The following is a 13016-nucleotide window of genomic DNA, read 5'->3' as shown; positions in this document are numbered from 1 at the left end:
ATCCTTGTCGAGTTGGATCTTTCCGTGCTCGTCATAGAGGTTCAGCATGGCGTTCAGTGCGTGATAATCGAGCGCCGCATCAGCGGCCTGCGCCTTCAAGGGGCGCTCGAGAACTGCCGTGTCCAAAATCGTTCCAATCCGTGTCTGACATTGGCGACGTCCTCTTCGGTGCCTAGGAGCTCGAACCTATAGAGGTAAGGCACCTGGCATCTCTTTGAGATGATGTCGCCGGCAAGCCCGTAGGTCTCGCCGAAGTTGCTGTTGCCCGCGGCGATCACGCCGCGAAGGTTCGAACGGTTCGCCGCATCGTTCAAGAAACGGATCACCTGCTTGGGCACGGCCCCCTTGCCGCCCTCGCCGCTATAGGTCGGAACGAGAAGCACATAGGGCGACCCTGCCTGCAGGGTCTCGCCAGTGATGGGGATGCGCTGCGCGGGAAGGCCGAGCTTCTCGACGAAGCGATGGGTATTCTCGGATCTGCTGGAAAAGTAGATCACCTCACCCATTGCAGCAGCCACTCAGGCGAGCGCGCTGATCATGTCCGGGCGGAAGCCCGCCCAATGCTGCTCGCCGGCGATGACGACGGGAACCTGGCGATAGCCGAGACCCTGCACCAGCTCGTAGGCGGCAATATCGGTCGAAACGTCGACGACAGTATAGTCGATCCCCTGGCGGTCGAGCGCGCGGGTGGTGGCAGTGCATTGAACGCAGGCAGGCTTGGAATAGACGGTGATCGGCATGGTTTCCTCGTGAAGCTGGACGCAGAAAAGGGTTTCCGGCCTGGTATCGGACCGGAGCGAAAAGGGCTGTGGCAGAAATCGACGGCGCGGATGGCCGCAGTCGAAGCGACTACGGGTCAGCGATGATATGGAATTGTGAATTCATGGCCTTCACCCCGAAGCAGACAGATGACGGGGCAGCGAGGACGGTATAGGACCGGCTTCATCCGGACGCAATCTACCGTACCCTGCCGGACACCCCGCCGGCGGACGTATCGATCAAGGCAGGTCTCCTGGCTCACGGGTCACTGCGCCTTCTCCGCCTTCCCGGGAACTCCCAGTGGCATGATGGACAAGACACTCGCCGTTCACAGTTGCGGGGGCAGCCTCGGCTTCGCGAACATCATGGGCGCTACCGAATTCCCGTCTTAGCCCTTGATCCGAATTCGAATCGAAGGGAACCTCGAACACTAGATATAGTATACGCGGTTAAATCCGCGTCAACGGCTATGATGCGCCTGTGCCAAATTCACAGGGGAAAACCCGGCTGCAAGGCTCCAAGCCGTGGATATTCAGTCCTTCTGGGTCAGAAGCTGCTTGTCGAAGTCCACGCTGGTATCCATCCCTTTTGCCGAGGGATACGAGAACCGGCCGAACTCGCTGTAGCCTTGGCTTCTCCAGAAGCTGAGGGTATCAGGTGTGTCCGCATCGGCATGGAGATAGGACGTGACATAACCGAGATCGCGCGCCTTATTCTCCAGGGCAGCAACGATTGAACCGCCGAGTCCTTTCCGCCGCACGTGTGGCTCCAGATAGACCCGGACGATCTGGCATACATTGGCAGCGTCGCAATAGCGATCTTGCAGGCGGATCGCCGTAGTCGGCTTGTTCTGAAGATCGTAGAGGCCTCCGGCGGCGACGACGCGCTCTTGTTCGTCGCGAACCACGAGGAAAGCCCCGCGTCTTTCATTCGAGAACCAGCTCTCCGAGGACACGTCCAACAAAGAGTCCAGATCGGTGTGCCAGGCAGGGGTATAGTCGATCTTGTAGAAGTCCTTGATGATCCGGAGGCAGAATGCGCGTGCTTCAGTCCGCACAGCGGTTGGATCGTCATCAGTGAGCCATGTCAGTGCGCTTATCGATTTCACAACTCTGTTCTCGAACGTCCCCAAATCCCGACTTAGCGCTAGACTATCCCATTTATATATCGACGCATGCAATACAGGAGCGTTGCACGTTCTTCATTTTCGCAAAGGTTGATCACCCTGCCGAAAAGAATGCGGTGAGTAGCCTCATCAACGGCATTGACAAGTTCGCATTCGAAACTGACCGATGCGCTAAGAAGGACGGGGGAGCCGGCAATCCCTTCATTCCATTGCCCGAATGAAAATCGATCTTCTGTCGGTATCCGGCCTCCGAACGCGTTTGAAATGTCTTCCTGGCCTGGCATCAGGGTGTTAACGCAAAAATAGCGGGCGCCTCCAAAGGCATGAAAACATGAACTTGCACGGTTGATGCAGACGAGAAGCGTAGGCGGCGTATCGCTGACACCACAGACAGCCGAGGCCGTGAAGCCGTATCGCTTGCCCCTAACGCTGGTGCTGACGACATTGACCGACGTGCCAAGGCGAGACATTCCATCGCGAAAAATGGCGCTATCAACAATGTCGAAGCGGTGGTCATCCATTTTCATATCAGCCTCGTTAGCGCCGTCGAGACGGTCGTTTCTCTCAAAAATCAAGTTCGGCAGCGAGCCCCTCCCCACAGAATTGGCAAGGCGCGCGCAAATATTGACGGATATGGGTGAAGCTGTCGCTGTCCCGTGTAAGCAACTCGTTAGGCCGCAGCAGACAATTCCCTGCGGACGATTTCCGCGCCTGCGCTCAATGCCTGCAGCTTGCCTCTTGCCACGCGACGCGACAGAGGGGCCATGCCGCAGTTGGTGCAGGGGCAAAGCTTGTCGGCATCGACGAACCGGAGGGCCTTTCGTAAGGTGGCAGCAACCTCTTCCGGCGTCTCGATCGTGTTGCTCGCCACATCGATGGCGCCGACCATGACTTTCTTGCCCCGGACAAGTTCGATGAGATCCATCGGGACATGGGAGTTGTGGCATTCCAGCGAGATCATGCCGATGCTGGATTTCTGCAGTGTCGGGAACGTCCGCTCATACTGCCGCCACTCCGAACCGAGCGTCTTTTTCCAGTCGGTATTGGCCTTGATCCCATAGCCATAGCAGATATGCACCGCCGTTTCGCACTTCAGCCCTTCGATCGCCCTTTCCAGGGTGGCGACGCCCCAGTCGTTCACCTCATCGAAGAAGACGTTGAAGGCGGGTTCGTCGAACTGGATAATATCGACACCGGCAGCCTCAAGCTCCCTTGCTTCCTCATTGAGGATCCTGGCGAACTCCCACGCCAGCTTTTCCCGGCTTTTATAGTGGTTGTCGAAGAGCGTATCGATCATGGTCATCGGGCCCGGAAGCGCCCATTTGATCGGCTGCTTGGTCTGCTGGCGCAGGAACTTGGCATCTTCAACGAAAACCGGTCTTTGACGAGACACGGCGCCGACAACGGTCGGCACGTTCGCATCATAACGATCCCGGATCCTGACTGTCTCGCGCTTCTCGAAATCAACGCCGTCCAGGTGTTCGATGAACGTCGTGACGAAATGCTGGCGCGTCTGCTCGCCATCGCTGACGATATCGATGCCCGCTTGGCTCTGGTCATCAAGAGAAAGGCAAAGGGCGTCGTGCTTGCCCTCGGTCAATTCCTCGCCTTGCAACTTCCATGGCGACCAGAGCTTCTCGGGTTCGGCAAGCCAAGAGGGCTTCGGCAGGCTGCCGGCAGTTGACGTGGGCAGGAGTGTTTTCATGGCATTCGACCTTGTGATTTCGGTTCGTCAATGAGCGTGCTTGGCAGACCACTGTTCAAGAATGTGCCCGTAAGGCTTGATCAGATGGTCCTCGGCGAACCTCCCCTGCTCCACGGCCAGCCGGCTACGCTCGTCCCGATCGTAGACGATGCGGGTTAGGGAGTAGTCCTGGTGCTTCAGGCTAGGTTGATAGACGCCGCCCGCTGGCGAATTGGCGTTGTAGATTTCGGGACGATAGATCTTCTGGAAGGTCTCCATCGTGCTGATGGTGCCGATCAGTTCGAGATCGGTGTAGTCACGGAGAAGGTCGCCGAGAAAGTAGAATGCCAGAGGCGCCACGCTATGTGGCGACATGAAGAAGCGAACCTTCAATCCCATCTTCCGGAAGTATTCGTCGGTCGTCGAAAACCCATTCTGCTGGTATTCGATCCCCAACACGGGATGCTGATTTTCAGTCCGATGGTATGTCCTGCTGCTCGAGGCGCTCAGGCAGATCACCGGCGGCTTCTTGAAATGCTCTCTGAACGTGTCGGAGTTCAGGAACGATTGAAACAGGTTTCCATGCAGCTCCCCGAAATTCTCCGGTGTGCTGAATTCGGTGCGGTCCTTGTTGTATGAGGGCAGCACGATGCTGAAATCATAGTCGCGGACGTAGGAAGACAGGTTGTTTCCAACGATGCCGTCGATGCGCGCATTTGTGGCTCGGTCGATGATCGTCGTCTTCAGGATCTCTATCAGAGGGAAGGCGTCGGGCCGGTCTCGGGCATCGGTCACAAGCTCAACCGAGATGATGTCGAGGGCGACGGAATATCGATCTCCTGTAGGATTGTCCCAATGAACCAGGGCGTTGAAGCGGTTGTCGATCATCGTCAGGGTGTTGCGAAGATTCTCCTGGCGGCCTGCTCCCCTGGCGAGGTTCGCGAAATTGGTCGTTATGCGCGTGTTGGCTGCCGGAAGGTAGTTCTCATCGAAGGGAATACTCTTGAGGACGAAGCGAAATCCCGCGTCCGGTGCATCATCATCCGTGACATCCGAAGTGAAAGAAGGGTCGCTTTGTTTCTCCTTCATCGCTCTCATCGCTTCTCTCGCCTTTTGACCCGTGAGTACTGCAGGATTCTGCCGTTGGTATGCACATCCCTTATGTCCGAGCCTTTGACGAAGAAAAATTGATTTGATTTCACGCAATCATGAGCGACTCTCATGCTTGGGATGCGAGACCCTCACGCCCCCCTGGACGCCGTGAGAAAGCCCGCAATGAAATCGATGGCCTCTTCCCCACGTCTCAGGCCGAGATGAATGCTCTTGTGGATCCCCGTCCGGCCGATCCGCACCGGGCGAACGCCAAGCGTTGCTGCCTCCTGGCGCACCAGCCAGTCCGGGATGGCGCTGACGCCACGGCCTGCCGCCACCAGCTGGAGCATCATCTCGGTTGTCTCGATATTGCGGTGGTGCCGCGGACTGCAATTGGCGGGCACCAGGAATTGCGTGAACACGTCCAACCTCTGCGGCGGAACAGGGTAGGTCAGGAGCGTTTCATGGGTGAGATCCATCGGGTCGGCATAGTCCCTACTCGCCAGCCTGTGATCGCTCGGTACGGCGAGCACGAGCTCATAGTCGAACACCGGCACATACAGGATACCCGGTGCCTCTATCGGATCCGGAGTGATCAGGATGTCGATCTCGTGGACCATCAGCGCTGACACACCGCCGGCTGCGAATGAGGTCGTCAGCTCCAGGTCTACCTGAGGCCAGTCCACGAGGTAGGGTTTTGTAACCCCCATCAGCCATTGATGGCATGGATGACATTCCATACCGATCTTCAAAGAACCTCGCTGCCCCTGACGATAGTCCGTCAGGACATGTTCGGCCCTCTCGATCTGCGGCAGGACACGCTGCGCCACCGAGACGACGTAGCGGCCGGCCTGTGTGAGACGGAGATTGCGACCGTCCTTCTCCCACATCGCCACGCCATAGCGGTCTTCGAGCTTTCGGATCGTATGGCTGAGCGCGGACTGGGTCACGTTCAGCCGTTCCGCGGCTGCGGTCAGACTTCCCAGGCGATCCACTTCGAGCAGGATCGATAAATGCTGACGGTCAAGCATGAGCGTACCCGTCCTCGCTTCGGGAGAGTTCTACCGCTGGGGCGGCCTCGCGTATGTTAATCGGCCGGCTGTCTTCGCCGACCGCCACCATGTTGAAGAATCCAGTGGCGGTAATGGATCTTTCGCCTGTAAGCAGATTCTCCGACCAGAGCTTTGTCTCAACAAGCATCGAGCTGTGACCCACACGTTCGATACGTGCCTCCGCCTCGACGATCTCCCCGATCTCAATGGGTCTCGCAAAGTCGACACGCTCGGATGATGCCAGGACCACCAGCTTGCCGGAGTAGCGCGATGCTTCCACGAAGGCGGCCTTCGTCATGAAGGAGATGGCCTCGCCCCCGAACATCCGCCCGACACTGTTTGCCTGATCCGGAAAAACGATATCCACCATCTTGACGCCCGCCGTCGAAAGCGGCGTCTCCATGGGCAGGAGTTCCCGCAGGAAGAAATCGCCGGCCCCCTGGCCTTCGGGAATTGCCACCATATTAAAGATGCCGCGAGTGCAGGCATGTCGCTGATGCCCTACAACTGTCTCCGCGAACATCTCCACCTCGACCGTCAGAGACCGACGTCCGGCTCTGACCGGTATCGCCGAAAATTCAACGATGTGGCCGACACGTGCCGGCTGCTTGAAATCGATGCGCTCGCACGAGGCCGTCACGAAGGGGACGCGTCCGAAGCGGCTGGCCGCTATGAATGCGACGCGGTCCATGAAAGCAAGGCCAGCTCCGCCAAACAGCGTTCCGTGATGGTTCGTATCTCCGGGAAAAACGATGTCTATGAGACTGGTCGCCAGCGCTTGCTGGCCAGTTGTTTTGATCGTCGGTGTCATCCGCACTTCCATCAGGTTGAGACGGGGCGGACGCATGACGCAGGGCGAACGGCAGGGCATGCCGATCGCGCAAAGCGGCACACCGGGACACCCCGCCCGTGGACGTTATCTATCGCGGCAGGTCTCCTGGCTTGCGGGTCATCGCTGACGTTCGTCTTCCCGAGGCGTCTTCCTCAGTGACATGTTGAACGACAACTCTCCGCCTACAGTTGCGGGGGCAGCTCCGGTATGGATGCATGACACATCGTCACCAAATTCCCTCTTAGCTCCGGATTTCGACATCCGCAGAACCACGACGGGCACACCATGCCTTGGCGAGAGCGCAGCCGTCAACCATATAACGACATCTTTATATGACTTGGTACATGGTTTATTGGGGTAGAACGCGAAGCCAATGTCTGACTTTATTGGCAAAGGGTGCACCCTACAGTGACCCGAACGCACCGTAAAACCATTTTAGAAACAAGAGCGAACAGACAGGCCTACAATTCTCAGGACGACCGCCTTGAAAGGAGCCGAACTTACGAGCCTCTACTGGTGCCAGCCCTTACAGGTCAGAAGTACACTTTCATCAATGGCTTAGAGATCCAAGCCATGATTTTTGTCACTGCCCCTCCATTTCAGCCGCCACTTCCTTAGCCAACCCAACAAAGACCAGCGCCGCCGCGCTTCGGTAAGCGTCCTTACGTTGCATCAGAACAGCGGTCCGCTGCAAGCGCACGGGATCAAGCGCAACGGCGACCAGGTCCTGATGGGCGAATGCGATTGTTGCGGGCAAGAGTGTCGACAGCCTCGTTCTGCGGACGATTTCGATCACCGCACTAATCGAGTTGGCCTCTATCTGTACTTTCGGGTGAATATCGTGCTGGCGGCAGAAGCGATCGATCTGTTCGCGCGTAGCGAACTCCGCGCTGAGTAGCACCAATGACTCGGTGCTCAGGGCCTGTAGTCCGATTGACGTTTCACTCGCCAGAGGATGCCCGGTGCTGACGACCAGGGCGAGGGTCTCCACCAGCAGGGGGTCCAGATCGATGTCCGGTGTCAGTGTGCCGGAAAACGCGATTCCGACATCGACCTCATCAGCGAGAAGCAATTCCTCCATATGCTCCTGGGAAATCTCCCGCACGTTGAGGAAGATGTTCGGGTAACGACTGTGGAACGCCTCGACGAGAGGGCCGACCAGATATGTCGTGAACGTTGGCGTCACTGCAACGCGCAACGTACCACGGCTGAGATCGCTCACGTCGTGGATAGCGCGCTTGGCTTCCCGAAACTCCTGCGATGCGCGGCGCACGTATTGCAGATAGACCTCTCCGGAATCCGTCAATCGGGTCGTGCGCCCCGATCGGTCGAACAATTGCACGCCGAGGCTTTCCTCCATCAACCTGACCTGCTGCGAAAGCGCCGGTTGCGAGACATGCAGGGCCTCTGCGGCCCGTGTGAAGCTCTGATGCTCCGCGACTGCGAGAAAATAACGAACCTGTCGGGCGAGCATGTCAAAACCTATAAGATTATCTAATCCACCTCATAATAAACGAGACTTTTACATTATGCCATGCCTTCCGTAGCCTTCATATCAACAGATCGAGACACGGAGATTGCAGCGATGAAAGACATTATTGACGGCTTTCTGAAGTTCCAGAGGGAGGCCTTTCCTGAACGGGTTAAGCTGTTCAAGGATCTGGCAAATCAGCAGAACCCGCGGGCTCTGTTCATTTCCTGCTCGGACAGCCGCCTGGTGCCTGAACTGGTTACCCAGCGCGAGCCGGGCGACCTCTTCGTCATCCGAAACGCAGGCAACATCGTCCCGTCCTACGGCCCCGAGCCGGGTGGCGTTTCCGCCTCGGTCGAATACGCCGTCGCGGCGTTGCAGGTCTCCGACATCGTGATCTGTGGCCACTCCGACTGCGGCGCGATGACCGCCATCGCGACGTGCAGGTGCCTCGACCACATGCCCGCCGTGGCCAGTTGGTTGCGCTATGCAGACTCTGCCCGCGTCGTGAACGAAGCCCGCCGGCACCAGGATCAGCCCGCCAAGGTCGCATCGATGGTGCGCGAAAACGTGATCGCCCAGCTCGCCAATATCCAGACGCACCCGTCGGTGCGGCTGGCCCTAGAAGAGGGGCGCGTCGCGCTGCATGGCTGGATTTACGACATCGCGAGCGGACTTATCGAAGCCTTTGATGGCAGCAGGGGTTCCTTCGTCTCCCTTGCGGACAATCCCGACGTCCAGGCCATCAAATACCAAGCCAGGCGCGTTGCCTGAACCCTGTATCCCAACCAAGGAGAGAATGCCAATGCTACAGTCCCAAGCCACACAAACCGCTCGCCAGGACCTGACGGACGTCATCCTCGCATCGAAGCTCAAGAAAGACCTGACCTACGCCCAGATCACTGAGGGCACCGGCCTGTCGGAAGCCTTCGTTACCGCCGCCCTGCTCGGCCAGCACCCGCTACCGGCGGACGCTGCCAAGGCCGTGGGCAAGACGCTCGATCTCGACGACGACGCCGTTGCGCTGCTGCAGACGGTTCCGGTCCGCGGCAGCATCGGGAACGGTCTGCCCACCGATCCGACCATCTACCGCTTCTACGAAATCGTGCAGGTCTATGGGACCACGCTGAAGGCCCTGGTCCACGAAAAATTCGGCGATGGCATCATCAGCGCCATCAACTTCAAGCTGAACATCGAGAAGGTTGAAGATCCGGAAGGCGGCTCGCGCGCCGTGATCACGCTGGACGGCAAGTACCTTCCGACCAAGCCGTTTTGACCGCGCTATTCGTATGCAACGCCGCACTTTCATTACCGCGATCCCCGCTGTGGCCCTTGCGGGCTCCGCGCTTGCCGCAACCGTTCAAATCACGAAAGGAAACATCATGACACGTCCCCCACTCCCCCCGTTCACCCGAGAAACTGCCGTCGAAAAGGTTCGCCTGGCCGAAGATGGCTGGAACACGCGCGATGCGGCGAAGGTCGCTCTGGCCTATACGCTCGATACACGCTGGCGTAACCGGGTCGAATTCGCGACCAATCGAGAAGAGGCTCAGGCCTTCCTGACGCGCAAGTGGAACAAGGAACACGAATACCGGCTCATCAAGGAGCTGTGGGCCTTTACGGACAACCGCATCGCGGTGCGTTATGCCTATGAATACCGTGACGACGGTGGGCAATGGTTCCGCGCTTACGGGAACGAGAACTGGCTCTTCGCCGAGGATGGACTGATGTCGCATCGGCACGCCAGCATCAACGAGATGCCAATCGCTGAAGCGGATCGCAAATACCACTGGCCCCTTGGCCGCCGTCCGGATGACCATCCGTCGCTGAGTGACCTGGGCCTCTGAGCGACGCACCAGTTCTCGTCGATCGCGCCAGTGCTCCGCTCGCACTGGTGCGATTTGCTATCATGGTGGGACGTTGACGTTCCCCCAGGCGCGCGCTCCACACAGGTTCGCGATCCGTTACCGTGCGGCAAACCAGCCTCGCAACGACGCTCGTAGTTGATATTTCTCAGGCAGCAGTTTCGGCATGCGTCGACGGCTGCACGCCGGCAACAATGTGTCAGCAGCCGTGACTGACCGGTCCGGGGCGGCAGTTTCTAAGACTGTGAACCACTTGTTCGACGACAGCAATGCAGGTGCAGAGCAGTCATCCCGCACCTGGCTGCAACGCCACTGTTAAAGATCACGACCTACGGTCAACAAAATCGGATTCGTATGATGTGAGGGGATTAGAATCCACGACCCTATTGTTACCGAAAGCGCTCCACCTTAAACTTTTCAATAGCATGCATCGACTTAACCTCGATGGAACGACGGAATTGGAGCCGACGAGAGTCTCGCAGGTCTTGGCCGATGTCGTAGACTAGCTTCGCCTTGTAGGGAGAAGTTCGGCAGCATTCGTTATCTCGATGAGACGAAGCTCCGACTCAGTGCCCAATGGCCGGAAGAAATGAAGCTATTAACGCAAGGGCGCCCGACGAAATCATGCCCCCTGCCGCGCCGGAAATCGCGTTCCGACAATCCTGCAGTAATCCTCTTATAACGCCATGATCGGGCTTCGAAGCTTCAAGCTGCTGTATGATTGCGCTGGTAGCCTTGTCGACTGCGCCCGCATCTGCTCCCTCCTCCGCCAGATCCCCAAGATGAGCTCGAAGCTGCACGATAAGTCTTTTTACCTCGATCAGGTTCAGATCACCCCCAATGATGTCGCGGACCCGGTTATTGTTGCCTATCACGCCGTTAAAATTCTGGATATTGTAATTGGTCACCACACGTTCCTTCTCCTCTTTCGTGAATGAGAACCCCTCGCCCAGCACACCGCTCTTTTCTAGCTCGAGCGCCCAATCCAAAACCATCGTTCTGACCCTATCCAGGATGCCAGCAATATCCGATCGACTGATATGAACGGACATTTCACCGAAAGGAACGCGGTTGCGCCGATTTATAGCGCTTATGATCTCTGCGGGGAGAGGTTTCTGAAGTACCCCCTTTAAGTCTTGTTTCAAAAGATCCTCTATCTCCGCAATGGACTGTCCCGTGTATGCTTGCGAGAGCATGGCTTGGATCTCGGGGTCTGGATCGATGATCGGAATCCATTGGCCTCTGATTGGATTGTACGCCTTTGGCTGTCCCGTCAATTTCCGATATTCTGGGAGATCGCCGATATAGCCGTTCAGCTCCATGTCCACCCATTTTTCGACCGCTGCGAGCCTCAACTTAACGGCGGCAACTTTGACCTTCCGCAACAAAGTCGAAACGGGAATGCTGTCATTAAGTGCGTCTGCCTGAATTTCCTCGACCAGACCAACCATTGCGAACCCCAATTGGCAGAAACCACGTTTGCTAGATTTTGCGTTCAGTCTGGCTTACAACCAGATCGCCTCCGCCTTCCAGGTGAACGGAAAACCCGCGCTATTTAAACTTAGATATTTGCTGACGGGCATCGTGTCGGCGTGTGCAATCAACCGCGTCCGCCAACTACTGGTCGGATTGATAACCCTCAACATCCAATTGAGAATAACGAGGGCGGCATATAAACGTGTCGGGCTGATAGGCGTTACGGTGACATGATCTAACATCGGGGTGACACCCGTCGCGGGCCAGGTCGGCTGATTGACAAGTGGCTTGTTCCAGAGGCGAGAATGATGGGCACACACGTTTCGCACGTCATTCAGGCAATGAAGCCAAGTTTTTAAAATCTGACCGCTGGGTAACCCATACGCCGTGGCAATCTGATCTTGGTCCGCTATCGTTAAGCCGCCAAAGAGGTGCGACAACGAGCCGAAATCCCATAGTTCTACGTCAATCCAGATCGGAGGATGTACGCCAGCATATTTGGTCTTGAAGTGCTTTGCAAAATCCTCTCGGGAATCCAGAAATTTTTTGTCCTGTCGGTTGAGCCATTCCTGGTGACGAGTGTTCGCGCTACCAGGTTTTGGGCGACGAGCAAAGTTACCATGCAGTAGACGTGGATTGCGATGTGCCCACGGATCTTTTCGACCCAACAGAAGTGCTATGTCTGTTCTCACGGCCACTTCAATGCGCTCTAAGGCATCCAGGACGAGTAGGCGCAGGTTCTTGTCGAAAATATACAGGCCGTGAATGGTCGGAAAGTCGGTGTCGCCTTTGAAGTCGTCAAGAACAGTTGTCGTGGACCTTCCAGAGGTGGCATCCACGACTGTTTGAGATTTTCGAAAGGGATACCAATAGGCGCTAAGACGATAATACCCTATGCGGGCCAAGCAGGCTTTTGCCTTGCCGACATCAGTGATAGTCATGCCCCTGGAGACTAATAGGGCGACTTGCTGATCCAGCGTGAGGTAGGGTTTCGCATATGGAGCCATATGCAAATGAAGACCGACCCGTACAGAAAGCGCAAGCGCTAATTGCAGAGGGGCCGGCCGTGTCTTCCTCTATATGGGGCAAGACGATTCCTACTGCAACAAAAAAATTGGATCACGTAATGAATATGGTAGCAACAAGACAAGTTTGCTTGTTGCTACCATATTTAAAGGCTGCTGTCAAAGGAGCAAAAAACCATGTTTTATATTGATAATTTCGTGATACGAGGCGATAGTTTCGTTTCAAAACTAAAAGTGAAACAACAATGAACAACGCCCTCTCCACCTATTTTGAGCAACGTCTCCAGCGGGAGATTGAGGAAATCGACGCACGAATCAGGGACCTGACAGCCGAAAAATTAGCCCTGCAGCGCCAGCTGATGAAGGCGCGCCGGGAAGTCTCAGGGCTGACCGACGTCAACCGCAAAAATAGCGTAACGCGGATCATGATCGAAAATCGCGTGCTCGATGCGCTTCGAAACAGCCCGAAGCCACTCGGCTCAAAGGCACTCTTGATGGAAGCGATGCATGTCGACTTCCAGCTTAAGGCCACGACGTTTCGCACCCATCTTCATCGCTTGAAGGAGAAAGGCGTGATCGCATCTGCAGGGCAGCGCGGCTTCTGGAAACTAAACTCAGACTTATAGTAAGCAAT

At 56.7% G+C, this 13016-nt stretch carries 15 protein-coding genes and 2 riboswitches; of the genes, 4 read left to right on the top strand and 11 right to left on the bottom strand.

What is annotated here, in order from left to right; all coding sequences use genetic code 11:
- Window positions 1-95: 95 nt before the first annotated feature.
- The 9 genes from nrdI to cynR all read right to left on the bottom strand — a co-directional run bounded on the left by nrdI (window position 96) and on the right by cynR (window position 8019).
- Complete coding sequence (nrdI, locus tag AC13QY_RS31015) at window positions 96-506, bottom strand: class Ib ribonucleoside-diphosphate reductase assembly flavoprotein NrdI (RefSeq protein WP_145635253.1); 411 nt, start codon at window positions 504-506, stop codon at window positions 96-98.
- 12 nt (window positions 507-518) lie between these two features.
- Window positions 519-740, bottom strand: a complete 222-nt coding sequence (nrdH, locus tag AC13QY_RS31010) for a glutaredoxin-like protein NrdH (protein ID WP_488494487.1) — start codon at window positions 738-740, stop codon at window positions 519-521.
- 245 nt (window positions 741-985) lie between these two features.
- A riboswitch (cobalamin riboswitch) is annotated at window positions 986-1200 on the bottom strand.
- 91 nt (window positions 1201-1291) lie between these two features.
- Entirely contained in the window at window positions 1292-1867 is a 576-nt protein-coding gene (locus tag AC13QY_RS31005; protein WP_488494486.1) for a GNAT family N-acetyltransferase, read from the bottom strand.
- 38 nt (window positions 1868-1905) lie between these two features.
- Complete coding sequence (locus AC13QY_RS31000; RefSeq protein WP_488494485.1) at window positions 1906-2412, bottom strand: flavin reductase; 507 nt, start codon at window positions 2410-2412, stop codon at window positions 1906-1908.
- 143 nt (window positions 2413-2555) lie between these two features.
- Window positions 2556-3590: a methionine synthase gene (locus AC13QY_RS30995; RefSeq protein ID WP_488494484.1), complete on the bottom strand. Its 1035-nt coding sequence runs from the start codon at window positions 3588-3590 to the stop codon at window positions 2556-2558.
- Window positions 3591-3617: 27 nt separating this feature from the next.
- A complete protein-coding gene (locus AC13QY_RS30990; RefSeq protein WP_488494483.1) occupies window positions 3618-4775 on the bottom strand; it encodes a DUF1852 domain-containing protein in 1158 nt (385 codons plus the stop codon).
- A 35-nt stretch (window positions 4776-4810) separates the two neighbouring features.
- Window positions 4811-5692: a LysR family transcriptional regulator gene (locus AC13QY_RS30985; RefSeq protein ID WP_488494482.1), complete on the bottom strand. Its 882-nt coding sequence runs from the start codon at window positions 5690-5692 to the stop codon at window positions 4811-4813.
- On the bottom strand, window positions 5685-6524 hold the full coding sequence (locus tag AC13QY_RS30980) for an acyl-CoA thioesterase (protein WP_488494481.1): 840 nt from the start codon (window positions 6522-6524) through the stop codon (window positions 5685-5687). The genes AC13QY_RS30985 and AC13QY_RS30980 overlap by 8 nt, the downstream gene beginning before the upstream one ends.
- A gap of 99 nt (window positions 6525-6623) precedes the next feature.
- A riboswitch (cobalamin riboswitch) is annotated at window positions 6624-6834 on the bottom strand.
- Between the two features lie 294 nt (window positions 6835-7128).
- Window positions 7129-8019: a transcriptional regulator CynR gene (gene cynR, locus AC13QY_RS30975; protein ID WP_488494480.1), complete on the bottom strand. Its 891-nt coding sequence runs from the start codon at window positions 8017-8019 to the stop codon at window positions 7129-7131.
- 111 nt (window positions 8020-8130) lie between these two features.
- Between cynR and AC13QY_RS30970 the strand changes: the two genes are divergently transcribed.
- From AC13QY_RS30970 to AC13QY_RS30960, 3 genes are all read left to right on the top strand, one after another.
- Window positions 8131-8790 carry a carbonic anhydrase gene (locus AC13QY_RS30970; RefSeq protein ID WP_488494479.1) on the top strand — a complete coding sequence of 220 codons (660 nt, stop codon included), beginning with the start codon at window positions 8131-8133 and terminating at the stop codon, window positions 8788-8790.
- Between the two features lie 31 nt (window positions 8791-8821).
- Entirely contained in the window at window positions 8822-9292 is a 471-nt protein-coding gene (cynS, locus tag AC13QY_RS30965) for a cyanase (protein ID WP_488494478.1), read from the top strand.
- Between the two features lie 106 nt (window positions 9293-9398).
- Window positions 9399-9863, top strand: a complete 465-nt coding sequence (locus tag AC13QY_RS30960; protein WP_488494477.1) for a nuclear transport factor 2 family protein — start codon at window positions 9399-9401, stop codon at window positions 9861-9863.
- A gap of 584 nt (window positions 9864-10447) precedes the next feature.
- Here the strand turns inward: AC13QY_RS30960 and AC13QY_RS30955 are convergent.
- The gene (locus AC13QY_RS30955; RefSeq protein WP_488494476.1) at window positions 10448-11332 is read right to left on the bottom strand and encodes an AbiTii domain-containing protein; all 885 of its coding nucleotides are present in this window, start codon (window positions 11330-11332) and stop codon (window positions 10448-10450) included.
- 54 nt (window positions 11333-11386) lie between these two features.
- Window positions 11387-12298, bottom strand: coding sequence for an Abi family protein (locus AC13QY_RS30950; protein WP_488494475.1), 912 nt, complete (start codon window positions 12296-12298; stop codon window positions 11387-11389).
- Window positions 12299-12627: 329 nt separating this feature from the next.
- Here AC13QY_RS30950 and AC13QY_RS30945 point away from each other — a divergent pair, with 329 nt between their 5' ends.
- The gene (locus AC13QY_RS30945) at window positions 12628-13008 is read left to right on the top strand and encodes a hypothetical protein (RefSeq protein WP_488494474.1); all 381 of its coding nucleotides are present in this window, start codon (window positions 12628-12630) and stop codon (window positions 13006-13008) included.
- The last annotated feature ends 8 nt before the right edge of the window (window positions 13009-13016 follow it).

It is taken from the genome of Martinezella sp. CNPSo 3795 (genome assembly GCF_057784475.1).
Note: the sequence above shows the minus strand (reverse complement) of the source record. Positions and strands in the feature narration are given on the sequence as shown.